Raw genomic sequence first — 23,946 nt, forward strand, 5'->3', positions numbered from 1 at the left:
CGACTATGGAATGCCGCGAATCCATGAAGCGCAAGAACATTCTTTTCATCATGGCCGATCAGATGGCCGCACCCTTGCTGCCGTTCTACGGACCCTCGCCGATCAAGCTGCCTCACCTCAGCCGGCTGGCCGCCCAGGGCGTGGTCTTCGACGCCGCCTACTGCAACAGCCCCTTGTGCGCACCCTCGCGCTTCACTTTGGTCAGCGGCCAGTTGCCCAGCCGGATCGGCGCCTACGACAACGCCGCGGACTTCCCCGCCGACGTGCCTACCTACGCCCACTACCTGCGGCGCCTGGGCTACCGCACTGCGCTCTCGGGCAAGATGCACTTCTGCGGCCCGGACCAGTTGCACGGTTATGAAGAGCGCCTGACCAGCGATATCTACCCCGCCGACTATGGCTGGGCGGTGAACTGGGACCAGCCCGATGTGCGCCCCAGCTGGTACCACAACATGTCCTCGGTACTGCAGGCCGGCCCCTGTGTACGCACCAACCAGCTGGATTTCGACGAGGAGGTGGTGTTCAAGGCCCAGCAATACCTGTTCGACCATGTGCGCGAGGCCGGCGACCAGCCGTTCTGCCTCACCGTCTCCATGACCCACCCCCACGATCCGTACACCATTCCCAGGGCCTTCTGGGACCTGTACCGCGACGACCAGATTCCACTGCCGCAGACCCCGCCCCAAAGCGAGCTGGATCCGCATTCCCAGCGCCTGCTCAAGGTCTACGACCTGTGGGACAAGCCCTTGCCTGTGGATAAGATCCGCGACGCGCGCCGCGCCTACTTCGGCGCCTGCAGCTACATCGACAGCAACGTCGGCAAGCTGCTGCAGACCCTGGAAGACACCGGGCTGGCGGACGACACGCTGATCGTGTTTTCCGGCGACCACGGCGACATGCTCGGCGAGCGCGGTCTCTGGTACAAAATGCACTGGTTTGAAATGGCCGCCCGGGTACCGCTGCTGATCTGTGCACCGGGGCAGTTCACTGCCGGCCGGGTCAGCGCCGCTGTCTCCACCGCCGACCTGCTGCCGACCCTGGTGGAGCTGGCCGGCGGCCGGGTCGAGCCCGACCTGCCGCTGGATGGCCGCTCCCTGGTCCCGCACTTGCAAGGGCAGGGCGGGCACGACGAGGTGTTCGGCGAATACATGGCCGAAGGCACCATCGGCCCGCTGATGATGATTCGCCGCGGGGCCTACAAGTTCATCTACAGCGAAGACGACCCCTGCCTACTCTTCGACCTGCACCACGACCCGCAAGAGCGCTTCGACCTTGGCCAGTCGCCCGAGCATCGGCCGCTGTTCGCCGCGTTCCTGGCAGAGGCCCGGGCCAAGTGGGACATTCCGCGCATTCACCAACAGGTCCTGGCCAGCCAGCGCCGCCGCCGGCTGGTGGCCGAGGCGCTGAGCCGGGGCAAACTCAAGAGCTGGGACCACCAGCCGCTGGTAGACGCCAGCCAGCAGTACATGCGCAACCACATCGACCTCGATGACCTGGAGCGCAAGGCCCGTTATCCACAACCCTGCCAAAACCAATAAAACGTAAGGGGAAAAGCATGCAAAGGTTATCCACAGCACTGACGCTCGGGCTTCTGGCCCTGGGCAGCGCATCCGCTTGGGCCGACTCGTGCGAGACCGTGAAGATGGCCGACCCGGGGTGGAGCGATATCGCCGCCACCAATGCCATCACCGGCTTCCTGCTGGACGGCATGGGCTACAAGGCGAAGATCGACACCCTGGCCGTGCCCATCACCTTCGGTGGTCTGAAGGATGGCCGGGTGGATGTATTCCTGGGTAACTGGATGCCGGCGCAGCAAGGCTTCCATGACAAGTTCGTGGCCAATGGCGACGTCACCCAGCTGGCCAAGAACCTGGAAGGGACCGAGTTCACGCTGGCGGTGCCGGACTATGTGTGGGAGGCCGGAGTGCATGATTTTGCCGACCTGGACAAGTTCGCCGACAAGTTCGACAAAAAGCTCTACGGCATCGGCTCCGGCGCGCCGGCCAACCTGTCGCTGCAGGAAATCATCAAGAGCAACCAGTTCAACCTGGGCCAGTGGAAGCTGATCGAGTCCAGTGAACAGGCAATGCTCGCCGAAGTGTCCCGGGCCACGAAAAAGCAGCGCTTCATCACCTTCCTCGGCTGGACCCCACACCCGATGAACGTGCAGTTGAAGATGCGCTACCTGACCGGTGGCGAGAAGTACTTCGGCGCCAGCGGCAGCGTCTACACCCTGACCCGCAAGGGTTATGCACAGGCTTGCCCGAACGTCGGCAAACTGCTGGGCAACCTGCGGTTCACCCAGGAGATGGAGAACAGCATCATGGCCGCGGTGGTCAACAGCAAACTCAGCAACACCGAGGCCGCCAAGGCCTGGATCAAGGCCCACCCGGCAGTGCTGGAGCAATGGCTGGAGGGAGTGCGGACCATTGATGACAAAGAGGCCCTGGCAGCGGTGAAGAGCAGATTGTAGCCCGAGGTGCGCCGGCCATTCGCCGGCAAGCCGGCTCCTGCACCCAAAGCCTGGCAATGCTTTACCCTGGCCCACCGAATCAACCCACCCGTGAGGAACCATGGCCTGGCCCGACCGCCAATCTCTCCTGCCTTTGCTGAGCTGGCTGCCGCGCCAGACCCGGGCCAGCGTCGGCCGTGACCTGCTGGTGGGCCTGAGCGGCGCGATCCTCGCTCTGCCGCAATCCATCGCCTATGCCCTGATCGCCGGCCTGCCCCCGGAGTACGGGCTGTACGCGGCCATAGTCCCGGTGCTGATCGCCTGCCTGTGGGGTTCATCGTGGCACCTGATCTGCGGCCCCACGGCGGCGATTTCCATCGTTCTCTATGCCAGCGTCAGCCCCCTGGCAGTGCCGGCCTCCGAGGACTACATCACCCTGATCCTGCTCCTGACGCTGTTGGCCGGGGTCTTCCAGTGGCTGCTGGGAATGCTGCGCTTCGGCGCCCTGGTGAATTTCGTCTCGCACTCGGTGGTGCTGGGCTTCACCCTCGGCGCGGCGGTGGTCATCGCCCTGGGCCAGTTGCCCAACCTGCTGGGGCTGGAACTGCCGAACCAGGCCACTGCCCTCAACAGCCTCAGCCAGTTGCTGCAGCACCTGGGCGAGGTGGACCGGCCTTCGCTGCTGCTGGGGCTGGGCACCCTGGCGCTGGGGGTCGCCTTCAAGCTGCTGGCGCCGCGCTGGCCCGGCCTGCTGCTGAGCCTGGTGTTCAGTGCCCTGGTGGTATGGCTGCTGCCAGGGGTGTTTGGCCATGTGCAACTGGTCAGCGCCTTCGTCGGCCGGCTGCCGCCGTTTAGCCCATTGCCCCTGGACCTGGAACTGATCCTGCGGTTGCTGCCCAGCGCAGTGGCGGTGGGCATGCTCGGGCTGGTCACCAGCCTGTCGATTGCCCGCTCACTGTCAGCACGTTCGGAACAGTTGCTGGACGCCAACCAGGAGGTCCGCGCCCAGGGTCTGTCGAACATGGTCGGGGCGTTTTTCTCCGGCTACCTGTCCTCGGGCTCCTTCACCCGCTCCGGGTTGAGCTACGAGGCCGGCGCCTGCTCGCCCCTGGCCGGGGTGTTCTCGGCGCTGTGGGTGGCGCTGTTCGCCGTGGCCGGCGCCGGGCTGATCGCCCATATCCCGATCCCGGCCATGGCCGGCAGCATCCTGCTGATCTGCTGGGGGCTGGTGGACCATCGGGGCATTCGCGCGCTGTTCCGGGTCAGCCGCGCCGAGTTCGTGGTGATGAGCCTGACCTGCGTCGCCACCCTGCTCCTGGAGTTGCAGACCGCGATCTATGCCGGGGTCCTGGCGTCGCTGTTCTTCTACCTCAAGCGCACTTCGCAACCGCGGGTGCAGCAGTCCAGCGAAGGCGATGAAGACATCCTGCGGGTCGGCGGTTCGATTTTCTTCGGCGCCAGCCATTACCTGCAGGTGCGCATGCAGCGCTGCCACGCGCCCAGGCTGGTGATCGACGCACGGCAGATCAACTTTATCGACTACTCAGGGGTGGAAATGCTGCACCAAGAGGCGCGCCGGCTGAAACGCCAGGACCGTAGCCTGATCCTGCGCCGGGCACGGCAGACGGTGAAAGAAGAGTTGATCAAGCTCGAAGGCCCGGAACGCTGCCCGATCCACTTCGAAGACTGAACCCGCAGGCGCCTTGCCCACACCCGACGTGAGAGCCGGCTTGCCGGCGAAGAAGCCCTTGAGCCTGGCCCAGCCTTGAAGCCGCCTTCGCTGGCAAGCCAGCTCCTAAGGGGGGTTACTGCGCCAACTGGCGACGCAGTTCAGCCAGCACCGGGGCACTGTCGGGGCGCACGCCGCGCCATAGGTAGAAGGCTTCCGCCGCTTGCTCGGCCAGCATGCCCAGGCCATCCAGCACCAGGGCCGCGCCCTGTTCACTGGCCCAGCGGCAGAACGGTGTCGGCTCCTTGGCGTACATCATGTCGTAGCACACGGTCTTGCCCGCCTCGATCAGGCTGCCGGCAATCGGCGGCAGCTCGCCCGAAAGGCTGGCGGAGGTGGCATTGATGATCAGGTCCACCGACTCCTGCAGCCAGTCGAAGCCGCTGGCCGATACCGGCCCCAGGTCGGCGAACAACTCCGCCAGCAGCTCAGCCTTTTCCACGGTGCGATTGGCGATCACCAAGGCCTCCGGCTGCTCGGCCAGCAACGGCTCCAGGGCACCACGGACCGCGCCGCCAGCCCCCAGCACAAGGATGCGCTTGCCCTTGAGGCTGACCCCGGCGTTCACCTTCAGGTCGCGCACCAGCCCGGCGCCGTCGGTGTTGTCCCCCAGCAGGCGGCCGTCGGCCTGCTTGCTCAGGGTGTTCACCGCGCCGGCGCGCTGGGCCCGTTCGGTCAGGCTGTCGCACAGGCGATAGGCCTCTTCCTTGAACGGCACCGTGACATTGGCCCCACGCCCGTGGGCGAAGAAACTGCGAGCGGTGCCGGCGAAATCATCCAGGGGCGCCAGCAGGGTGTTGTACTCCAGCTGTTGGCCGGTCTGCTGGGCGAACAGCCGATGGATCAGCGGCGACTTGCTGTGGCCGATCGGGTTACCAAAGACAACGTACTGATCCATCTCTCATCCCATTTGCTCAACACAGGGGTAGGAACCGCATCCGCCTTGAAGGCCTTTTCGCCGGCAAGCCGGCTTCTACACAGTGGGTGCGGTTTAGTTGCTGGCTGCCAGCCAGTCGCGATCCTGCAGGAAGTATTCGGTCAGGCGCGCTTCTTCGCTGCCCGGCTCGGCCTTCCAGTCATAGCCCCAGCGCACTTGTGGCGGCAGCGACATGAGGATCGACTCGGTGCGCCCGCCCGATTGCAGGCCGAACAGGGTGCCACGGTCGTAGACCAGGTTGAACTCCACGTAGCGGCCCCGGCGAAATTCCTGGAATTCCCGCTGCTGCGCGGTGTAGGCCGCGGCCTTGCGGCGCTGGACGATGGGCAGGTAGGCCTCGATGTAGGCGTCGCCGATGGCGCGCATGAAGGCGAAACTGGTGTCGAAGTCCCATTCGTTCAGATCGTCGAAGAACAGGCCGCCGATGCCCCGCGGTTCATTGCGGTGCTTGATGTGGAAATAGCTGTCGCACCAGGCCTTGTAGCGCGGGTAGACGTCGGCACCGAAGGGCGCGCAGGCCCGCTCGGCAACCCGGTGCCAATGCACGCAGTCATCGACGTTGCCGTAGTAGGGGGTCAGGTCGAAACCGCCGCCGAACCACCAGACCGGCTCTTCGCCTTCCTTCTCGGCGATGAAGAACCGCACGTTGGCGTGGGAAGTCGGCACATGGGGGTTGTGCGGGTGGATCACCAGGGACACGCCCAGGGCCTCGAAGCCACGGCCGGCCAGCTCGGGCCGATGGGCACTGGCCGATGGCGGCAGGCCGCTGCCGAATACATGGGAGAAGTTCACCCCACCCTTTTCGATCACTGCACCGTCGCCGATCACCCGGGTACGCCCGCCACCACCGGCAGGCCGGGTCCAGGCGTCCTCGATGAAGTGTGCGCCACCGTCTTCGGTTTCCAGTGCAGCGCAAATGCGGTCTTGCAGGTCGAGCAGGTAGGCTTTCACGGCCTCGGTGCGGGTAGTCATGGCATCACCTTGAATCGGGCAAAGCTACGCGGCGCTAGGGATGGAGCACGGGCCGGCGCAAATGGGCGCGTAGCATAACACCGCGCCGGGGCGCTCCGCAGTTGACGAAGGTCAAGCAGAGGAGTCCGATAGAGCACTTTCACGACACGTCCGAGGAGAGAATGCAGATGGCCAAACGTATCCAGTTCCGCGCCCATGGCGGCCCCGAAGTGCTCGAATATGTGGATTACCAACCGGCGGAACCGGGCCCGCAACAGGTTCGCGTCAGCAACAAGGCCATCGGCCTGAACTTCATCGACACCTATTTCCGCAGCGGTCTCTACGCACCGCCCGCCCTGCCTTCGGGCCTGGGGGCCGAAGGCGCGGGCGTGGTCGAGGCCGTAGGCAGTGCCGTGACCCGTTTCAAGGTCGGCGACCGCGTGGCTTACGGCAGCGGCCCACTGGGGGCCTACAGCGATGTGCATGTGCTGCCCGAAGCCAACCTGGTACGCCTGCCGGACGCCATCAGCTTCGAACAGGCCGCCGGGGTCATGCTCAAGGGCCTGACCGTGCAGTACCTGCTGCGCCAGACCTATGAACTCCAGGGCGGCGAAACCGTGCTGTTCCACGCCGCTGCCGGCGGTGTCGGCTCCCTGGCCTGCCAGTGGGCCAAGGCCCTCGGGGTAAAGCTGATCGGCACCGTCAGCTCGCCGGAAAAGGCCGCCATCGCCAAGGCCCTGGGCGCCTGGGAAACCATCGACTACAGCCATGAAGACGTGGCCCAGCGAGTGCTGGAACTGACCGGCGGGAAGAAGTGCCCGGTGGTCTACGACGGCGTGGGCAAGGACACCTGGCTGACCTCCCTGGATTGCCTGGCCCCACGCGGGCTGATGGTCAGCTTCGGCAACGCCTCTGGCGCAGTGGACGGGGTCAACCTGGGGATTCTCTCGGCCAAGGGCTCGCTGTACGTGACCCGGCCGACCCTGGCCAGCTATGCCAACAATGCCGAGAACCTGCAGCGCATGGCCGACGACCTGTTCGGCATGATTGCCAGCGGCAAGCTGAAGATCGAGATTGGCCAGCGCTTCGCCCTGGCGGATGCGGCCAAGGCCCATATCGAACTGTCGGCACGACGCACGACTGGCTCGACTGTGCTGCTGCCTTGAACGCCTTCGCCGGCAAGCCGGTTCCTACCGAGTATCGTAGGAGCCGGCTTGCCGGCGAAGCGCTTCAGGAAGGCCGAACTACCTTGCCGGTAGCCAGGTCACGGATCAGGCTCGGGTTCTTGCGCCCGCCCAGGCTGCCACTGAGGACCAGATCCAGTTGCCCACGGAAATACTGCTCGATGCGCAGCCGCGTGCGCGCCGCCGGGCGCCCCTGGGGGTTGGCCGAGGTGGAAATCAGCGGGCCCACCAGGGAGCACAATTCACGCACCAGCGGATGGTCGCTGACCCGCAGCGCCACCGTGTCATGGACCCCGGTGACCCACTCGGGCAACAGGTTCTGATGGGGCACCAGCCAGGTATTGGGCCCCGGCCAGGTGCTGGACATGCGATCGATCCAGGTGTCCGGGAAGTCCTCGAAGAGGAAATCGAACTGATGGATGTTGTCAGCGATCAGGATCAGGCCCTTGTCCACCGACCGTGACTTGATCGCCAGCAGGCGATCCACCGCCTCTTCATTCCACGGATCGCACCCCAGGCCCCAGACCGCTTCGGTTGGATAGGCAATCACCGCCCCTGCGCGAATCTCTCGTGCGGCTTGCTGCACACGCCAACTGCTGACCATTGCCGACTCTCCAGATAAAAGCTGTGCGCAGTTTACCGATCCTGCTTATAAAACCTAGCTCAGACGCGCATACCAACGCCCATTTTCATGGACCGCACGGCCTTCGATCTCCAGCTCGGTCAGGGCCGCCAGCACCCGGGGCAGGGGCCAGCCGCTGGCGCTGGCCAAGGCTTCGCCGCTGTGGGGCGCCGCATGCAGCAAGGCCAGCAACGGGTGGGTACAGGCCGCTGTCGGCAGCGAGGCGCTGGGCGGCAGGTTCTGCCAGCCGGCCAGGGTCTCCAGGATGTGCTGCACGCTTTCCACCAGCACCGCGCCGTCGCGGATCAACTGGTGGCAGCCCCGGGCACCGGGGTGGTGGATAGAACCGGGGATGGCATACACCTCGCGGCCTTGCTCCGCCGCCAGCCGCGCGGTAATCAGCGAACCGCTGGCGACGCTGGCCTCCACCACCAGCACGCCCAGGGCCAGGCCACTGATGATTCGATTGCGCCGGGGGAAGTGTTCCGCACGCGCTGGGGTGTCCAGCGGGAACTCGGAAACCACCGCGCTGCCCTGGTCGATCATGGCCCTGGCCAGGGCCCGGTGCCGCTGTGGATAAAAATTTTCCAGGCCAGTGCCCAGCACGCCCACGGTACGCCCGCCAACATCCAGGGCCGCCTGATGGGCAGCGCCATCGACGCCCAGGGCCAGACCGCTGGTGATGACAAAACCGGCACGGGCCAGGCTGCGGGAAAAGGCCCCGGCGGTGTCCAGCCCCGGTCGCGATGCGCGACGGCTGCCCACCATCGCCAACTGCGGCCGTTCGAGAATCGAGGGGTCGCCGGCCACGAACAGCAGCGGTGGCGCATCCTCGAGTTGCGCCAGCAAGGGCGGGTAGCCGGGCTGGTCCCACATCAGCAAATGCTGGGCCTGGCTATCTATCCAGGCCAATGCGCGACGGGCGCCGTCGCGCACCTGGGGGCTGCGCCGGGCCTCGCTGCAGGCCGGCGGCAGGTCCAGGGAACGCCAGGCACTGGCCGGGGCACTGAGTGCTTTAGAAGCGCAACCGAATGCCTGAAGCAGGCGCTGAAAACGCATCGGCCCGAGTTCGGGCAGGACGTGCAAGCGCAATCGAGCTTCCAGTTCTGCCGGGGAAATGCTGCCGCTCATCGAGTTCGACATGGATCATCCTTGATCGTCAGGGCTCCAGCCTGAGCTGGAACAAGCTGTGGATAACTCTGTTGGTAACTTGTTGAGGAAAGATCTCCCTCAGGGGTTGCGGACCTTGTCCAGCACCGCCAGCGAACGCGTGGCCTTGAGTACCAATCCGTAGCTGAGCCTGTCGTAGCTGCGGAACACCATCAGCCAGCCGGCCGCCTCGTCGGGGATTTTCAGCGGCTCGCCGGTTTGCCGGTCGCGCACGGTTTCACCGGTCTTGATCACCGCCAGTACGTTGCCCTCCAGCAGGCCGTCGCGGCGCCCGCGGTTGAGGGTCACCACATCCAGGGCGCCGATCTGGGTGACCCCTCGGGGCACGTCGATGATCAGCCCTTCCACCGGCCGTTGCGGGGCACTGGGGTTGAAGGAGCCCGGCAACCCCGAGGTATCGGCGGCCAGCAAGCGATCACCCAGGCGCACTTCCTGGTTGCTGCTCTGCAAGGCGAGGGTGGCCAGGTCACCTTCGCTCGCCACCACCCGGGCGCTGCCAATGGCGTCGGCGTTGACCCCCAGCAGTTCCTGGCTCAGGGGGTCGCGGTAGACCTTGCCCTGGCGGAACAACTCATAGACCGGCTGCTCAGGGTCCAGCCGGCCACGGGCGAAAAGCCGGTCGCCCATGCCACCCAGCACCCGCTCGCCCTCGCCGGCCACGATATACGGCGCCTGCTCCAGGGCCCCGGGCTGATCGACGATGCGGTTGTCCAGCAAGAAGCTGCTGATCGCTTGCAGGGGGATGCTCGGAATCGGGGCAGGGGGCAGGCGCCGGGCCTGGGGCGCGAGCTTGACCGTCGGCGGCACCGCTGGTCGCTCCAGCTGCAGGCGTGGCGGGCCGTCATTGCGCACCAGTTGCAGGCGGTCACCAGGGAAGATCTGCCCGGCGAAGCCCGCCGGCCAGAGCTCGCGCCATTGCCAGGGCTGCTGCAGATACAGGCTGGCGACGCCCCACAAGGTATCGCCCGGCTGCACCCGATAGTGCTGTGGATAACTGTCCCGCAGTTGCACCTGGGCCTGGCCGATGGCGGTCCAGCCCGCCAGCAGCAGGGCGAACAGTGATTTCCTCATGGGCTGAATCCCTTTATTATGTGCGTTCGCGTGAAACGCCAGAGCCTGCACGGCTCGCTCCATCCCAGAGCACGTTTTGCACCGGCGGCCCAGGTCCAGAACCTGCGCGGACGCCGACTCCGCCCTTACTTCACACGTGTAGCAATTACGCTTATGGCCATTTTAAACATCCTCGAATTCCCTGATCCGCGCCTGCGCACTATCGCCAAACCAGTGGCCGTAGTGGACGACGAAGTGCGTCAGTTGGTCGACGACATGTTTGAAACAATGTATGAGGCCCCAGGCATCGGTCTGGCGGCGACCCAGGTCAACGTGCACAAACGCGTGGTGGTCATGGACCTGTCCGAAGACCGCAGCGAACCACGGGTGTTCATCAACCCCGAGTTCGAAGCCCTGACCGACGAGATGGACCAGTACCAGGAAGGCTGCCTTTCGGTACCGGGCTTCTACGAAAACGTCGACCGCCCGCAACGGGTCAAGATCAAGGCCCTGGACCGCGACGGCCAGCCCTACGAACTGATCGCCGAAGGTTTGCTCGCCGTGTGCATCCAGCACGAATGCGACCACCTGAACGGCAAGTTGTTCGTCGACTACCTGTCCACGCTCAAGCGTGACCGGATCAAGAAGAAGCTGGAAAAGCAGCATCGCCAGCAGGCTTGATGACCGTCTTGCAAAGGCTTGCTACGGCAAGCCTTTTTCTTTTCCGCATGTTTAACATCGAGAATTCCCATGACTGAGCCACTGCGCATCGTCTTTGCCGGCACCCCCGAATTCGCCGCCGAACACCTCAAGGCCCTGCTCGACAGCCCTTACCAGATCGTTGCGGTCTACACCCAGCCGGACCGTCCGGCGGGGCGCGGGCAGAAGCTGATGCCCAGTCCGGTCAAGCAGCTTGCTCTGGAAAACGACATCCCCGTGCTGCAACCGCCGACCTTGCGCAATGCCGAGGCTCAAGCCGAACTGGCAGCGCTCAAGCCGGACCTGATGGTGGTGGTGGCCTACGGCCTGATCCTGCCCCAGGCGGTGCTGGATATTCCGCGCCTGGGTTGCATCAACAGCCACGCTTCGCTGTTGCCACGCTGGCGCGGTGCCGCGCCGATCCAGCGTGCGGTGCAAGCCGGTGACGCGCAAAGCGGGGTGACCGTGATGCGCATGGAAGCCGGCCTGGATACCGGGCCGATGCTGCTCAAGGTCAGCACCCCGATCAGCGCCGAAGATACCGGCGGCAGCCTGCACGACCGCCTGGCCGAGATGGGCCCGCCCGCAGTGCTGCAAGCCATCGAAGGCCTGGCCGCCGGCACCCTGGAAGGCGAAGTCCAGGACGACAGCCTGGCCACTTACGCCCACAAGCTGAACAAGGACGAGGCGCGCATCGACTGGAGCCGCCCGGCCGTGGAACTGGAGCGCCTGGTGCGGGCCTTCAACCCCTGGCCGATCTGCCACAGCAGCTTGAATGGCGAAGCGCTGAAAGTGCTGGCCGCCACCCTGGCCGAAGGCAAGGGCGCGCCGGGGGAAATCCTCGGCGCCAGCAAGGACGGCCTGATCGTTGCCTGCGGTGAGCAGGCGCTGTGCCTGACCCGCCTGCAACTGCCCGGGGGCAAGGCGCTGAACTTCAGCGACCTGTTCAACAGCCGCCGCGAGAAATTCGCCATCGGCACCCTGCTCGGCCCAGCAGCGGAGGCCCAATGAACCCGCGCCTGGCCGCCACCAAGGCGCTGACTGCCGTGCTCAACGGCAAGGCCTCGCTCAACAGCTCGCTGCCGATCCAGCTGGACAAGGTCGAGGCCCGTGATCGCGGCTTCACCCAGGACCTGGCCTTCGGCACCGCACGCTGGCAGCCGCGGCTGTCGGCGCTGGCGGCCAAGCTGCTGCAGAAGCCGTTCAAGGCAGCCGACGCCGATGTCGAAGCATTGCTGCTGGTGGGCCTCTATCAGTTGCTCTACACCCGGGTTCCGGCCCACGCCGCCATCGGTGAAACCGTGGGCTGCGCCGACAAGCTGAAAAAGCCCTGGGCCAAGGCTCTGCTCAATGCCGTGCTGCGCCGTGCCCAACGCGAAAGCGAAACGCTGCTGGCCGAGTTGGAGCACGACCCGGTGGTGCGCACCGCGCACCCGCGCTGGTTGCAGAAATCCCTCAAGGCGTTCTGGCCCGAGCAGTGGGAAGCCATCTGCGCCGCCAACAACGCCCACCCGCCGATGATCCTGCGGGTCAACCGCCGGCATCACTCCCGCGATGCCTACCTGAAGCTGTTGAGCGAAGCGGGGGTTGCGGCCAAGGCTTGCGTCTATAGCCAGGACGGCATCGTCCTCGACGAAGCCTTGGATGTACGCAGCCTGCCGGGCTTTGCCGAAGGCTGGATCAGTGTGCAGGACGAGGCCGCGCAACTGGCCGCCGAGCTGCTGGAACTGGCGCCGGGGCAACGGGTGCTGGACGCCTGCTGCGCCCCGGGCGGCAAGACCTGCCACATCCTCGAAGTGCAACCGGCCCTGGCCGGCGTAGTGGCGGTGGACCTGGAGGCCAAGCGCCTGGTGCGGGTACGGGAAAACCTCGACCGCCTGGGGCTCGACGCCCAATTGATCGCCGCCGATGGCCGCGACACCCAGGCCTGGTGGGACGGCAAGCCGTTCCAGCGGATCCTGCTGGACGCTCCCTGCTCGGCCACCGGGGTGATCCGCCGCCATCCGGATATCAAGCTGACCCGCCAGCCCGAAGACATCGCCGCCCTGGCGCAACTGCAAGGCGAACTGCTGGATGCCATGTGGCAGGCCCTGGAAGTGGGCGGCATCCTGCTCTACGCCACCTGCTCGACCCTGCCCACCGAGAACACCGAGGTCATCGAGGCCTTCCTGGCCCGCACCCCGGGTGCTCATGAATTGGACATCGGCGGCCAACTGGGGCAGCCTGCGGCCGGCCTCAAGCAGCCCCACGGGCGCCAGTTGCTGGCGCAAGAAGGCGGCCACGACGGCTTCTACTACGCCAAGCTGATCAAGATTGCCGCCGCACGCGGTTAAACGGTTTTAAGGGAGTGACTGGATGAAGATCATCATCCTCGGCGCCGGGCAAGTGGGTGGCACGCTGGCGGAACACCTGGCCAGCGAAGCCAACGATATCACCGTGGTCGACACCGACGGCGAACGCCTGCGCGACCTCGGCGACCGCCTGGACATCCGCACCGTGCAGGGCCGCGCCTCGTTCCCGACGGTGCTGCGCCAGGCCGGCGCCGACGACGCCGACATGCTGGTGGCGGTAACCAACAGCGACGAGACCAACATGGTCGCCTGCCAGGTGGCCCACACCCTGTTCCACACCCCGACCAAGATCGCCCGGGTGCGCGAAGCCGCCTACCTGACCCGCGCCGGGCTGTTCGACAACGATGCGATCCCGGTGGACGTGCTGATCAGCCCCGAGCAGGTGGTGACCAACTACATCAAGCGCCTGATCGAGCACCCCGGTGCGCTGCAGGTGATCGACTTCGCCGAAGGCAAGGCGCAACTGGTGGCGGTCAAGGCCTACTACGGTGGCCCGCTGGTGGGCCAGCAACTGCGCCAGCTGCGCGAGCACATGCCCAACGTCGACACCCGGGTGGCGGCGATCTTCCGTCGCGACCGGCCGATCATGCCCAAGGGCGATACGGTGATCGAGGCCGACGACGAAGTGTTCTTCATCGCCGCCAAGGCCCACATCCGCGCGGTGATGAGCGAGATGCGCCGCCTGGAGGAATCCTACAAGCGCATCGTCATCGCCGGTGGCGGGCAGATCGGCGAGCGCCTGGCCGAAGCCATCGAAAGCCGCTACCAGGTGAAGATCATCGAGATGAACCCGGCCCGCTGCCGCTACCTCTCCGACACCCTGGACAGCACCGTGGTGCTGCAGGGCAGCGCCTCGGACCGCGACCTGCTGCTGGAAGAGAACATCGCCGACGCCGATATCTTCCTGGCCCTGACCAATGACGACGAAGCCAACATCATGTCCTCGCTGCTGGCCAAGCGCCTGGGAGCGAAGAAGGTGATGACCATCATCAACAACCCGGCCTACGTCGACCTGATCCAGGGTGGCGACATCGACATCGCCATCAGCCCGCAGCTGGCCACCATCGGCACGCTGCTGGCCCACGTGCGCCGCGGCGATATCGTCAGCGTGCACTCCCTGCGCCGGGGCGCGGCGGAAGCCATCGAGGCCATCGCCCACGGCGACGCCAAGTCGAGCAAGGTGATCGGCCGTGCCATCGAGAACATCGGCCTGCCGCCGGGCACCACCATCGGCGCGATCATTCGCGACGAAGAAGTGCTGATCGCCCATGACGACACGGTGATCGAAGCCGGCGACCACGTGATCCTGTTCCTTGTGGATAAAAAACACATCCGCGACGTGGAGAAACTGTTCCACGTCGGCCTGAGCTTCTTCTGATCAACAACTCTGTAGCCACTGCCGAAGGCTGCGATCGACTGCACAGCAGGCGCTGCCCTTGCGAAGGCCCTGCGGGCCTGATCGCAAACTGCGGCGGCTACATGAGCCCACAGGAGTGACAACCATGCTTGAATCCCTGGAAAAAATGCTCGCCAAGGGTGTGGATAACGCCCTGCTGCGCTTCGGCCTGGGCAAGGGTTACCTGGATCAGGGCGATTTCGCCAAGGCCGCCGAGCACCTGCAACGTTGCGTGGCCTTCGACCCCAAGTATTCCGCGGCGTGGAAGTTGCTGGGCAAGGCCTGCCAGGGGCAGGGCGACCTGCCGGCAGCGCGCCAGGCCTGGGAACAGGGCCTGGAAGCGGCCCGGGGCCACGGCGACAAGCAGGCGGAAAAGGAAATGACGGTGTTCCTGAAAAAACTCGACCGCCAGTCTCAAGATTGACCCCACCCCTCCTCGGTAGCCGCTGCTGCAGGCTGCGAACGAGCTGGGCGGCACTCCGATGCACTGCTCGCTAGCTCTGAAGACCCGCACAGGCTCGACAAGAGAGCGCCAAGCAAGGCCCTTCGGGCCTTTTCGCAGCCTCGCGGGCTCGGCAACGGCTACAGGGCTATTTCACAGGTAGCGCAGGGCGATCCCTTCCGCGTCCACTTGCACCACTTCCATGCGCACCCGCGGCGCCGTCACCGGCAGGCCTTGGACCTGGCCGTAGACCACCGCGCCCTTGGGCAGTCTTGCCAGGGCCGGGCTCTGTACATAGACGCCGCTGGCGGACAGGTTGCGGGTCTGCCCCAGGCATTCGCCGATGCTTTCGTGGGAAATCTTGATGCGGAACGACTTGCGATGATCGGACATCTTCTGCGCCCTTGTTCGGTGTGCTGTGGATAACTCCCGATGCGGGGTTATCCACAGATCGTGCCAGCTCCCTCAGTACCAGCGCGCCTCGCCAGGCGGGCGCTTCTTGAAGCGTTTCATGCTCCACATGTACTGGCTCGGATAGGCCCCCACATAACGCTCGACCACCTTGCTCATGGCCGCGCAGGAGGTTTCGGTATCGGTGCTGTACATGTCTTCCGGCGCCGCTTCGAGGATCACCTTGTAGCCCGAGCCGTCGGGCAGGCGCAGGGCATGGAGGAACACGCCGACCGCCTTGCCGCCGGCCAGCATGTTCGGCACGAACTTGCTGGTCAGGGCCTGGGTGGCGAAGAAGGGCACGAAGATCCCGGCGGATTCGGCCGGTTCCGGGTCGGCGGGGATGCCCACTGCCCCCCCTTTGCGCACTTCCTTGATGACGCTGAGGATGCCTTCCTTGGTGGAAGCCGCCACGCGGTTGCCCAGTTGCACCCGCTGCTTGCGCAGCAGTTCGTCCACCGCCTTGAGCTTGGGCGGACGGTAGAAAATGATCGGTTTGCACTGGCTGCAATAGAAGTGGTTGAGCACTTCCCAGTTGCCCAGGTGGCTGGTAATGCCAACCACGCCCTTGCCCGAGGCCAGGGCGTCCTTGAGCACTTCCAGGCCCTCGACTTCACGCACCAGGGCAATGGAACGCTCGGCCGGCCAGATCCAGGCGCAGGCGCTTTCAGTCAGGGACTTGCCGATGTCCTTCAGGCTCTGGCCCACCAGGCGCTCGCGTTCCGCCGGGTCCATCTGTGGAAAACACTTGGCCAGGTTGATGCGCACCACCTCGCGGGAACGATTGGGCGTCTTCCACATGATCCAGCCGATGGCTGCGCCGACCGCCTGCACCGCGCGCCAGGGCAGCAGGGCAAACAACCGCAGAGCACCCACCAGCAGGGCGCCTTTGAACTTATCCACAAATGACTCCTGATCTTGGTCATGAAGCGTGTCGCCAGCCGGCTATTCTAACCGCGCATCGGCCAGGATGGCGTACCGATCACAGTCCAGGGTGTGGTCCATGACCATCCCCGAGGCCTGCATCAGCGCATAACAGATGGTCGGGCCGACGAAAGTGAAGCCGGCCTTGCGCAGGCCGCGGCTCATGGCTTCGGCCTCCGGCGTCACCGCCGGCACTTCGCTGCGGTCCTTGAAATGGTTGATCTTCGGCACGCCACCGACGAAGGCCCAGAGAAAGGCCACCGGATCTTCCAGCTCCAGCCAGGCCTGGGCATTGCGCCGCGCGGCGTTGAGCTTGAGGCGGTTACGGATGATGCCCGGGTCCTGCATCAGGTCGTCGATCTCGGCATCGCTCATCTGCGCCACGCGCTGCACATCGAAGCCGAACAGCACCTGGCGATAGTGCTCGCGCTTCTTCAGCACGGTGATCCATGACAGCCCAGCCTGGAACCCTTCGAGCAATAACAACTCGAACAAGCGCTGCCCATCGCGCAGCGGCACGCCCCACTCCTGATCGTGATAAGCCATGTACAGCGGATCTTCGGAACACCAAAAGCAGCGTGGCATAAGGCTCCAGGGGGCGTGCGCAGGACTGAATCGGGTATACTCCCGCTCCTTAAATCGCAGCCCAAGTAACAGGTGAATTTCGTGAGCCAGCCTACGCCAGCCGTGCGTACCTTCCAAGACTTGATCCTCGCCCTCCAGCAGTACTGGGCCGAGCAAGGTTGTGTGGTACTTCAGCCCTACGATATGGAAGTAGGCGCCGGCACTTTCCACACCGCTACCTTCCTGCGGGCCATCGGCCCGGAAACCTGGAACGCCGCTTATGTGCAGCCCAGTCGTCGCCCGACTGACGGCCGCTACGGCGAAAACCCCAACCGCCTGCAGCACTACTATCAGTTCCAGGTGGTCTTGAAGCCCAACCCGGAGAACTTCCAGGAGCTGTACCTGGGTTCCCTGAAGCACGTGGGCCTGGACCCGCTGGTGCACGACATCCGCTTCGTCGAGGACAACTGGGAATCGCCGACCCTGGGCGCCTGGGGCCTGGGCTGGGAAGTCTGGCTCAACGGCATGGAAGTGACTCAGTTCACCTACTTCCAGCAAGCCGGTGGCATCGAGTGCTACCCGGTGACCGGTGAAATCACCTACGGCCTGGAACGCCTGGCCATGTACCTGCAGGGCGTGGATTCGGTATACGACCTGGTGTGGGCCGACGGCCCGTTCGGCAAGGTCACCTATGGCGATGTGTTCCACCAGAACGAAGTGGAGCAGTCGACCTACAACTTCGAACACGCCAACGTCGAGAAGCTGTTCGAACTGTTCGATTTCTACGAAAGCGAAGCCAAGCGCCTGATCGAACTGGATCAGCCACTGCCGCTGCCGAGCTATGAAATGGTCCTCAAGGCCTCGCACACCTTCAACCTGCTGGATGCACGCCGGGCAATTTCGGTCACCGCACGCCAGCAGTACATCCTGCGTGTGCGCACCCTGGCGCGTTCCGTTGCGCAAGCCTACCTGCTGGCCCGTGCCAAGCTGGGCTTCCCGATGGCAACCCCGGACCTGCGTGATGAAGTGTTGGCTAAGTTGGAGGCGGCACAATGAGTGCGCAAGATTTTCTGGTTGAACTGGGCACTGAAGAACTGCCACCCAAAGCCCTGAACACCCTGGCCGAAGCCTTTCTGGCCGGCATCGAAAAAGGCCTGCAGAGCGCCGGCCTGAGCTTCCAGGCCAAGCACGTATACGCCGCGCCACGGCGCCTGGCGGTGCTGATCACCCAACTGGCCACCCAGCAGCCGGATCGCAGCATCAACCTCGACGGCCCGCCACGCCAGGCAGCCTTCGACGCTGAAGGCAACCCGACCCAGGCGGCCCTGGGCTTTGCCAAGAAGTGCGGCGTCGAACTCAGCGAGATCGACCAGAGCGGCCCGAAACTGCGCTACAGCCAGAGCATCAAGGGCAAGCCGACCGCCAGCCTGCTGCCGACCATCGTCGAAGATTCGCTGAACGACCTGCCGATTCCCAAGCGCATGCGCTGGGCCGCGCGCAAGGAAGAGTTCGTGCGCCCGACTCAATGGCTGGTGATGCTGCTGGGCGATGAGGTCATCGACTGCACCATCCTCGCCCAGAAGGCCGGTCGCGACTCCCGCGGCCACCGCTTCCACCACCCGCAAAGCGTGCGCATCACCGCGCCGGCCAACTACCTGGCCGACCTGCGTGCCGCCTACGTGCTGGCCGACGCCAACGAGCGTCGCGAGCTGATCAGCAAGCGCACCGCGGAACTGGCGACCCTGCAGGAAGGCACGGCGATCGTCCCGGCGGACCTGCTGGACGAAGTGACTGCCCTGGTCGAATGGCCGGTGCCACTGGTGTGCTCGTTCGAGGAACGCTTCCTCGAAGTGCCCCAGGAAGCCCTGATCACCACCATGCAGGACAACCAGAAGTACTTCTGCCTGCTGGACGTGGACGGCAAGCTGCTGCCGCGCTTCATCACCGTGGCCAACATCGAGAGCAAGGACCCGCGCCAGATCATCGAGGGCAACGAGAAAGTCGTGCGCCCACGCCTGACCGACGCCGAGTTCTTCTTCAAGCAGGACAAGAAGCAGAAGCTCGAAGACTTCAACCTGCGCCTGCAGAACGTGGTCTTCCAGGAAAAACTCGGCAGCGTCTATGACAAGGCCGAGCGGATCTCCAAGCTGGCCGCCTTCATTGCCCCGCGCATCGGCGGCGACGCCCAGCGCGCCGCCCGTGCCGGCCTGCTGTCCAAGTGCGACCTGGCCACCGAGATGGTCGGCGAGTTCCCGGAGATGCAAGGCATCGCCGGCTACTACTACGCTCTAAATGACGGCGAGCCGGAAGATGTCGCCCTGGCCCTGAACGAGCAGTACATGCCACGTGGCGCCGGCGCCGAGCTGCCCAGCACCGTGACCGGTGCCGCCGTGGCCATCGCCGACAAGCTGGACACCCTGGTGGGGATCTTCGGCATCGGCATGCTGCCCACCGGCAGCAAGGACCCTTACGCCCTGCGTCGCGCGGCACTGGGCGTGCTGCGGATCCTGATCGAGAAGAAGTTCGACCTCGACCTGAACGACGCCGTGGCCTTCGCCGTCAGCGCCTTCGGCAGCAAGGTCAAGGCCGCCGGCCTGGCCGACCAGGTGCTGGAGTTCATCTTCGACCGCCTGCGTGCCCGTTACGAAGACGAAGGCGTGGATGTAGCCACCTACCTCTCGGTGCGTGCCCTGAAGCCGGGTTCGGCCCTGGACTTCGACCAGCGCGTGCAAGCCGTGCAGGCCTTCCGCAAGCTGCCGGAAGCCGCCGCCCTGGCTGCGGTGAACAAGCGCGTGTCGAACCTGCTGAGCAAGATCGAAGGCAATGTGCCGACCACCATCGAAGCCAAGTACTTCGACAACGCCAACGAGTTCTCCCTGTACTCGGCGATCCAGCAAGCGGACCAGGCTGTACAGCCCATGGCCGCTGCCCGCCAGTACAGCGAGACCCTGGCCCGCCTGGCTGCCCTGCGCGAGCCGGTGGACGCCTTCTTCGAGGCGGTGATGGTCAATGCCGAGGACGCCAATGTACGGGCCAACCGCTACGCGCTGCTGGCGCGGCTGCGGGGCCTGTTCCTGGGCGTGGCCGACATTTCGGTACTGAGCTGATCAGGTAGGGAACTGCTGTGAAACTGCTGATACTCGATCGTGACGGCGTGATCAATCACGACTCCGATGCCTACATCAAATCGGTGCAGGAGTGGATTCCGCTCCCCGGCGCGATCGAAGCCATTGCACAGTTGAGCAAGGCCGGCTGGACGGTGGCGATCGCCACCAACCAGTCCGGCATCGCTCGCGGCTACTACGACCTGGCCACCCTCGATGCCATGCACGCGCGCCTGCGCGAACTGGTGGCGGAGCAGGGCGGCGAAGTCGGGCTGATCGTCTATTGCCCCCATGGGCCCGACGAAGGGTGCGCCTGCCGCAAACCGAAACCGGGCATGCTGCGAACCATTGCCGAGCATTACCAGGCAGAACTGACAGGTCTATGGTTTGTCGGTGACAGTCTCGGTGACCTGGAAGCCGCAAAAGCCGTCGACTCTCAGCCAGTATTGGTAAAGACCGGGAAAGGCGAAAAGACTCTGGGGAAAACCCTGCCGGTAGGCACCTTGATTTTTGACGACCTGGCGGCCGTTGCCGCTGAACTTATCCACAATTAGGCCCCTTCTGGCATCCTGACCAAGGACTGTTCGGGAGAGCGCTTTTTAACAGGCGGGCAATGCCCGCAATGGTAAATGCCGCTATGTCGATCCTGCAGGCCATCAGAACCTTTTTCTTTTACCTGCTACTGGGCACCAGTTCCTTGCTGTGGTGCTCCCTGAGCTTTTTTATCGCGCCGTTCCTCCCATTCAAGGCGCGCTATCGCTTTATCAACGTCTACTGGTGTCGCTGCGCGCTGTGGCTGACCAAGGTATTCCTCAATATCCGCGTGGAAGTGAAGGGCGCGGAAAACGTCCCCGAGCGGCCTTGCGTGATCGTTTCCAATCACCAGAGCACCTGGGAAACCTTCTTTCTCTCGGCCTACTTCGAGCCCCTGAGCCAGGTGCTCAAGCGCGAGCTGCTGTATGTGCCGTTCTTCGGCTGGGCCATGGCCATGCTGCGGCCCATCGCCATTGACCGGGACAACCCCAAGGCTGCCCTCAAGCAGGTGGCGAGCAAGGGCGACGAGTTGCTCAAGGACAATGTCTGGGTACTGATCTTCCCTGAAGGCACCCGCGTGCCTTACGGCCAGATCGGCAAGTTTTCCCGCAGCGGCAGCGCCCTGGCGGTGAATGCCGACCTGCCGGTGCTGCCGGTGGCCCACAACGCGGGCAAGTTCTGGCCGAAGACCGGCTGGGCCAAGCGCCCCGGCACCATCACCGTGACCATCGGCGCGCCGATGTATGCCGAAGGCAGCGGCCCGCGAGCCATCGCCGAGCTCAATGACCGGGTGGCGGCCTGGAATGAACAGGCTCAACGGGATATGGGCTCATTGCCACCATTGGCCACTTCTACGGATAAGGTTGCTGTATGAGCTTCTGTGGATAACCTGTGTACGACTTTTCCTACAAGGCTTGAAATCGAATTATAAATCACTGATTTATATATATATTTCCCAAGCTCATAAAATGTGGAAAAACGTGCATAAGTTTTTCAGCAGACAAAAAAACCGGCCTTGGAGCCGGTTTTTTTCACCTGGGATATTCCCGGCCCTTCATTCCTCCAGCAAAGGCAGTTCGAGGATGAAGCAAGAGCCCCGACCCACCACGCTCTGGCAACTGATACGGCCCTGATGCCGGTCCACCACCGCCTTGACCATGGACAAGCCCAGGCCCAGGCCATCAATGCCCTTGGCCGAAGCAAAGCGCTGGTACTGGCCGAACAGCTGGGGCAGATCCGCGGCATCGATACCCCGGCCTTCATCGCTGATCTCGCAGCGCAGCCAGCCTGGGGTACAACTGACCCGCACACTCACCCTGGACTCCACCGGGCTGTACTTGATGGCGTTTTCCAGCAGGTTGAACAGCGCCCGGGTCAGTAGCGACTGGTCCGCCAGCACCAGGCCTTCGGCCTCGTCGTCCAGGTCATGCTCCAGGTGAATGTCCTTCAACTGGGCCAGGGTCGTGGCCTGATCGAAGGCGTCCAGCACCAGCATGGCGAACATGCTCGGTTCGAACTGGTAGGCCTCCGACTCGGCCTTGGCCAACTGCACGAAGGCCTCGGTCAGAGCCAGGGCCCGGCGTACCTGCTGTTCGATCTGGCCGTACACCTGCCGGGGCGTCGCCGGCTGATGGCGCTGCACATCCAGCAAGGCCAGGATCGCCGAATGGGGCGCGCGCAGATCATGGGACAGAAAGCGCAACAGCACGCTGCGTTGCTGTTCGGCGTCGCGCTCGACGCTGAGGTCGGTGAGGCTCAGCAGCCAGCCAATGGCGGTATCGCTGTCCACCGGCAGCAGCGGCGCCAGTTCCATGCGCAGGCTGCGCTGCTGAACATCACGGAACTCCACCGCCGGCAGTTGTTCCAGCCGGGGGTACAAGGCCGGTTCCGTCAGGCCCGGGTAACCCAGGGCGGCCAACTGGGCATTCAGCCCTTCACCCACCAGGGAATGGGCAAACACTTCCCGTGCATTGCGGTTGGCCAGCAGGATCTTGCCGTCGGGGTCGCTGATCAGGGTCGCCACCGGCAGGTACTCCAGGCCATCGGCGATAAAACGCCGGGTGTCCCGGGTGCGGCTCAGGGCCTGCTCCAGAGCGACGATCTGCCCCTGCAGCACATCCCCGGCCGGGGCCTGGCTGCGCCGGCGTTCCGGCAACACCTTGGGCTCGCTGTCCAGGCGCGCCAGTTCCCAGCCGAAGTAGGCCAGGATCACGCTCAGCCGGCGCCAGTTCCAGATCAGGTAGGCCAGCAGCATGCCCAGCAGGCTGGCCACCGGCGACCACCAGTAGCCCAGCCGCAGCATCAATACCGAGCCCGCCAGGCCCAGCCCCATGCAACCCAGGGTTATCCACAGCGCGTGGCGCGGCCGCCACAGCAACAGGCCCAGCAACACAGCGGTCAGGGCCATGGACAGCAGCATCCCCGACCACTGGCCCAGGGCAACCACGCTGCGATGCTGGAGCAGGCCGTTGAGCAGGTTGGCCTGGATCTCCACCCCCGGGGTGGTGCCCTGGCTGCCGGATTGCGGGGTCACGTAGCGGTCCCCCAGCCCCGGGGCCGTGGAGCCCACCAGGATCAGCCGGTCGCGCAGCAGCTCCGGCGGCACTTCGCCCCGCAGCACGCTGACATAGGGCACGCTGGGAAAGCCGGCGTCGGCGCTGATAAAGGGAATGCGCACCGGGTTGGACCGCAGCCACCCCTGGGCCACGCGAGGTTTACCGGGCCCGGGCATATGGGGGAATGCCGGCTCGGCTTCGGTCAGTTGGTACAGCAGCCACGTCAGTTGCGCCCGGGGAGCCAGCACCGGGCCTTCGCGCAGGTAGACGCTGCGCACCGTGCCATCGGCATCCGCTTCGGCATTGATATGGCCCAGGCCGCGGGCGCAATTGCGCAGCAGCGGCACCGGCGGGATTTCCTCAATGTCCTGGCCATAGCGGGCAACGCCCTGGCGCAGCACCGGCAGGAACACATTGCCGGCCCGGCACAGGGCGGCAGCCAGGCGGGTGTCGTTTTCCACCGTGCTGCCGGGTTCACTGAGGATCACATCGAACAGCACCCCTTTGGCCTCGGCCGCGCTCAGCCGGTCCAGCAGTTGGCCATGAATGGCCCGCGGCCAGGGCCAGCGCCCCAGTTGCTGCAAGCTGTAGTCGTCGATGGTCACCAGCAGGATGCGCGGGTCCACCGGTAACGGGGTGAAGCGCCGCAGGTTGTCGTAGAACAGATTGTTCAGGGCCAGGCCGTGGCTCAGGGACAACACCGCAGTCAGCGGCAGAAGAATCAGGCTGACCCATAGCCACTCCCGCACCAGCCCGCGGAACAGGCGCTGAGCCTGGGTCGGTTCACGGCCTTCGGCCCGACGGCGCCACACGCTCATGGATGGCCCACCGG

General features: G+C 64.9%; 22 protein-coding genes. 13 read left to right on the plus strand and 9 right to left on the minus strand.

Annotated elements, in window-relative coordinates; all coding sequences use genetic code 11:
- The first annotated feature begins 23 nt into the window (after positions 1–23).
- The 3 genes from betC to AC1RMG_RS31345 all read left to right on the plus strand — a co-directional run bounded on the left by betC (position 24) and on the right by AC1RMG_RS31345 (position 4,142).
- Positions 24–1,538 carry a choline-sulfatase gene (gene betC / locus AC1RMG_RS31335; protein ID WP_072443349.1) on the plus strand — a complete coding sequence of 505 codons (1,515 nt, stop codon included), beginning with the start codon at positions 24–26 and terminating at the stop codon, positions 1,536–1,538.
- A 17-nt stretch (positions 1,539–1,555) separates the two neighbouring features.
- Entirely contained in the window at positions 1,556–2,473 is a 918-nt protein-coding gene (gene choX / locus AC1RMG_RS31340) for a choline ABC transporter substrate-binding protein (protein ID WP_011058419.1), read from the plus strand.
- A gap of 100 nt (positions 2,474–2,573) precedes the next feature.
- Complete coding sequence (locus AC1RMG_RS31345; protein ID WP_123472569.1) at positions 2,574–4,142, plus strand: SulP family inorganic anion transporter; 1,569 nt, start codon at positions 2,574–2,576, stop codon at positions 4,140–4,142.
- 115 nt (positions 4,143–4,257) lie between these two features.
- Here the strand turns inward: AC1RMG_RS31345 and aroE are convergent, their stop codons facing one another.
- Together aroE and hemF are read right to left on the minus strand one after the other, a co-directional pair.
- The gene (gene aroE / locus AC1RMG_RS31350) at positions 4,258–5,079 is read right to left on the minus strand and encodes a shikimate dehydrogenase (RefSeq protein ID WP_015633620.1); all 822 of its coding nucleotides are present in this window, start codon (positions 5,077–5,079) and stop codon (positions 4,258–4,260) included.
- A gap of 93 nt (positions 5,080–5,172) precedes the next feature.
- On the minus strand, positions 5,173–6,090 hold the full coding sequence (gene hemF, locus AC1RMG_RS31355; protein WP_493170993.1) for an oxygen-dependent coproporphyrinogen oxidase: 918 nt from the start codon (positions 6,088–6,090) through the stop codon (positions 5,173–5,175).
- Between the two features lie 167 nt (positions 6,091–6,257).
- Between hemF and AC1RMG_RS31360 the strand changes: the two genes are divergently transcribed.
- Positions 6,258–7,235: an NADPH:quinone reductase gene (locus AC1RMG_RS31360; protein WP_026020270.1), complete on the plus strand. Its 978-nt coding sequence runs from the start codon at positions 6,258–6,260 to the stop codon at positions 7,233–7,235.
- 64 nt (positions 7,236–7,299) lie between these two features.
- On the opposite strand, the gene tsaC is transcribed toward AC1RMG_RS31360, so the two are convergent.
- The 3 genes from tsaC to AC1RMG_RS31375 form a co-directional block, all read right to left on the minus strand.
- The gene (gene tsaC, locus AC1RMG_RS31365) at positions 7,300–7,857 is read right to left on the minus strand and encodes an L-threonylcarbamoyladenylate synthase type 1 TsaC (protein WP_011058414.1); all 558 of its coding nucleotides are present in this window, start codon (positions 7,855–7,857) and stop codon (positions 7,300–7,302) included.
- A 54-nt stretch (positions 7,858–7,911) separates the two neighbouring features.
- A complete protein-coding gene (gene dprA, locus AC1RMG_RS31370) occupies positions 7,912–9,018 on the minus strand; it encodes a DNA-processing protein DprA (protein ID WP_125062508.1) in 1,107 nt (368 codons plus the stop codon).
- Between the two features lie 87 nt (positions 9,019–9,105).
- Entirely contained in the window at positions 9,106–10,116 is a 1,011-nt protein-coding gene (locus AC1RMG_RS31375) for a LysM peptidoglycan-binding domain-containing protein (RefSeq protein ID WP_493170995.1), read from the minus strand.
- Between the two features lie 153 nt (positions 10,117–10,269).
- On the opposite strand from AC1RMG_RS31375, the gene def reads away from it, so the two are divergent.
- The 5 genes from def (at position 10,270) to AC1RMG_RS31400 (ending at position 14,965) form a co-directional block, all read left to right on the plus strand.
- On the plus strand, positions 10,270–10,776 hold the full coding sequence (gene def / locus AC1RMG_RS31380) for a peptide deformylase (protein WP_011058411.1): 507 nt from the start codon (positions 10,270–10,272) through the stop codon (positions 10,774–10,776).
- Between the two features lie 69 nt (positions 10,777–10,845).
- Positions 10,846–11,805 (plus strand): methionyl-tRNA formyltransferase, encoded by a 960-nt coding sequence (fmt, locus tag AC1RMG_RS31385; protein ID WP_015633615.1) that lies wholly within the window; start codon positions 10,846–10,848, stop codon positions 11,803–11,805.
- A complete protein-coding gene (gene rsmB / locus AC1RMG_RS31390; RefSeq protein ID WP_493170997.1) occupies positions 11,802–13,127 on the plus strand; it encodes a 16S rRNA (cytosine(967)-C(5))-methyltransferase RsmB in 1,326 nt (441 codons plus the stop codon). Before fmt ends, rsmB begins: the two co-directional genes overlap by 4 nt.
- Before the next feature lie 22 nt (positions 13,128–13,149).
- A complete protein-coding gene (gene trkA, locus AC1RMG_RS31395) occupies positions 13,150–14,523 on the plus strand; it encodes a Trk system potassium transporter TrkA (protein ID WP_011058408.1) in 1,374 nt (457 codons plus the stop codon).
- Between the two features lie 124 nt (positions 14,524–14,647).
- The gene (locus AC1RMG_RS31400; protein WP_493170999.1) at positions 14,648–14,965 is read left to right on the plus strand and encodes a tetratricopeptide repeat protein; all 318 of its coding nucleotides are present in this window, start codon (positions 14,648–14,650) and stop codon (positions 14,963–14,965) included.
- Between the two features lie 171 nt (positions 14,966–15,136).
- Here the strand turns inward: AC1RMG_RS31400 and AC1RMG_RS31405 are convergent, their stop codons facing one another.
- The 3 genes from AC1RMG_RS31405 to AC1RMG_RS31415 form a co-directional block, all read right to left on the minus strand.
- A complete protein-coding gene (locus AC1RMG_RS31405; RefSeq protein WP_011058406.1) occupies positions 15,137–15,376 on the minus strand; it encodes a PilZ domain-containing protein in 240 nt (79 codons plus the stop codon).
- A gap of 72 nt (positions 15,377–15,448) precedes the next feature.
- On the minus strand, positions 15,449–16,336 hold the full coding sequence (locus AC1RMG_RS31410; protein ID WP_011058405.1) for a lysophospholipid acyltransferase: 888 nt from the start codon (positions 16,334–16,336) through the stop codon (positions 15,449–15,451).
- A gap of 42 nt (positions 16,337–16,378) precedes the next feature.
- The gene (locus AC1RMG_RS31415; protein ID WP_047290171.1) at positions 16,379–16,942 is read right to left on the minus strand and encodes a DNA-3-methyladenine glycosylase I; all 564 of its coding nucleotides are present in this window, start codon (positions 16,940–16,942) and stop codon (positions 16,379–16,381) included.
- Between the two features lie 81 nt (positions 16,943–17,023).
- Between AC1RMG_RS31415 and glyQ the strand changes: the two genes are divergently transcribed.
- From glyQ to AC1RMG_RS31435, 4 genes are all read left to right on the plus strand, one after another.
- Positions 17,024–17,977, plus strand: coding sequence for a glycine--tRNA ligase subunit alpha (gene glyQ / locus AC1RMG_RS31420; protein WP_003177094.1), 954 nt, complete (start codon positions 17,024–17,026; stop codon positions 17,975–17,977).
- Positions 17,974–20,028, plus strand: coding sequence for a glycine--tRNA ligase subunit beta (gene glyS, locus AC1RMG_RS31425; RefSeq protein ID WP_015633612.1), 2,055 nt, complete (start codon positions 17,974–17,976; stop codon positions 20,026–20,028). The genes glyQ and glyS overlap by 4 nt, the downstream gene beginning before the upstream one ends.
- 17 nt (positions 20,029–20,045) lie before the next feature.
- On the plus strand, positions 20,046–20,579 hold the full coding sequence (gene gmhB / locus AC1RMG_RS31430; protein WP_011058402.1) for a D-glycero-beta-D-manno-heptose 1,7-bisphosphate 7-phosphatase: 534 nt from the start codon (positions 20,046–20,048) through the stop codon (positions 20,577–20,579).
- Between the two features lie 83 nt (positions 20,580–20,662).
- Positions 20,663–21,433: a lysophospholipid acyltransferase family protein gene (locus tag AC1RMG_RS31435; RefSeq protein ID WP_041114926.1), complete on the plus strand. Its 771-nt coding sequence runs from the start codon at positions 20,663–20,665 to the stop codon at positions 21,431–21,433.
- Between the two features lie 180 nt (positions 21,434–21,613).
- Here AC1RMG_RS31435 and AC1RMG_RS31440 read toward each other — a convergent pair whose 3' ends face one another.
- Positions 21,614–23,932 carry a CHASE2 domain-containing protein gene (locus tag AC1RMG_RS31440; RefSeq protein WP_493171001.1) on the minus strand — a complete coding sequence of 773 codons (2,319 nt, stop codon included), beginning with the start codon at positions 23,930–23,932 and terminating at the stop codon, positions 21,614–21,616.
- Positions 23,933–23,946: the final 14 nt, after the last annotated feature.

It is taken from the genome of Pseudomonas sp. GW822-FHT04H02 (assembly GCF_058800645.1).

Bases quoted from the DNA above. Each gene is read 5' to 3' on its own strand.
- fmt (WP_015633615.1), top strand. From the start codon at position 10,846: ATGACTGAGCCACTGCGCATCGTCTTTGCCGGCACCCCCGAATTCGCC.
- AC1RMG_RS31360 (WP_026020270.1), top strand. From the start codon at position 6,258: ATGGCCAAACGTATCCAGTTCCGCGCCCATGGCGGCCCCGAAGTGCTC.
- hemF (WP_493170993.1), bottom strand. From the start codon at position 6,090: ATGACTACCCGCACCGAGGCCGTGAAAGCCTACCTGCTCGACCTGCAA.
- def (WP_011058411.1), top strand. From the start codon at position 10,270: ATGGCCATTTTAAACATCCTCGAATTCCCTGATCCGCGCCTGCGCACT.
- AC1RMG_RS31415 (WP_047290171.1), bottom strand. From the start codon at position 16,942: ATGCCACGCTGCTTTTGGTGTTCCGAAGATCCGCTGTACATGGCTTAT.
- trkA (WP_011058408.1), top strand. From the start codon at position 13,150: ATGAAGATCATCATCCTCGGCGCCGGGCAAGTGGGTGGCACGCTGGCG.
- AC1RMG_RS31435 (WP_041114926.1), top strand. From the start codon at position 20,663: ATGTCGATCCTGCAGGCCATCAGAACCTTTTTCTTTTACCTGCTACTG.
- AC1RMG_RS31400 (WP_493170999.1), top strand. From the start codon at position 14,648: ATGCTTGAATCCCTGGAAAAAATGCTCGCCAAGGGTGTGGATAACGCC.
- tsaC (WP_011058414.1), bottom strand. From the start codon at position 7,857: ATGGTCAGCAGTTGGCGTGTGCAGCAAGCCGCACGAGAGATTCGCGCA.
- dprA (WP_125062508.1), bottom strand. From the start codon at position 9,018: ATGTCGAACTCGATGAGCGGCAGCATTTCCCCGGCAGAACTGGAAGCT.
- AC1RMG_RS31375 (WP_493170995.1), bottom strand. From the start codon at position 10,116: ATGAGGAAATCACTGTTCGCCCTGCTGCTGGCGGGCTGGACCGCCATC.
- AC1RMG_RS31405 (WP_011058406.1), bottom strand. From the start codon at position 15,376: ATGTCCGATCATCGCAAGTCGTTCCGCATCAAGATTTCCCACGAAAGC.
- AC1RMG_RS31440 (WP_493171001.1), bottom strand. From the start codon at position 23,932: ATGAGCGTGTGGCGCCGTCGGGCCGAAGGCCGTGAACCGACCCAGGCT.
- betC (WP_072443349.1), top strand. From the start codon at position 24: ATGAAGCGCAAGAACATTCTTTTCATCATGGCCGATCAGATGGCCGCA.
- glyS (WP_015633612.1), top strand. From the start codon at position 17,974: ATGAGTGCGCAAGATTTTCTGGTTGAACTGGGCACTGAAGAACTGCCA.
- choX (WP_011058419.1), top strand. From the start codon at position 1,556: ATGCAAAGGTTATCCACAGCACTGACGCTCGGGCTTCTGGCCCTGGGC.
- aroE (WP_015633620.1), bottom strand. From the start codon at position 5,079: ATGGATCAGTACGTTGTCTTTGGTAACCCGATCGGCCACAGCAAGTCG.
- rsmB (WP_493170997.1), top strand. From the start codon at position 11,802: ATGAACCCGCGCCTGGCCGCCACCAAGGCGCTGACTGCCGTGCTCAAC.
- AC1RMG_RS31345 (WP_123472569.1), top strand. From the start codon at position 2,574: ATGGCCTGGCCCGACCGCCAATCTCTCCTGCCTTTGCTGAGCTGGCTG.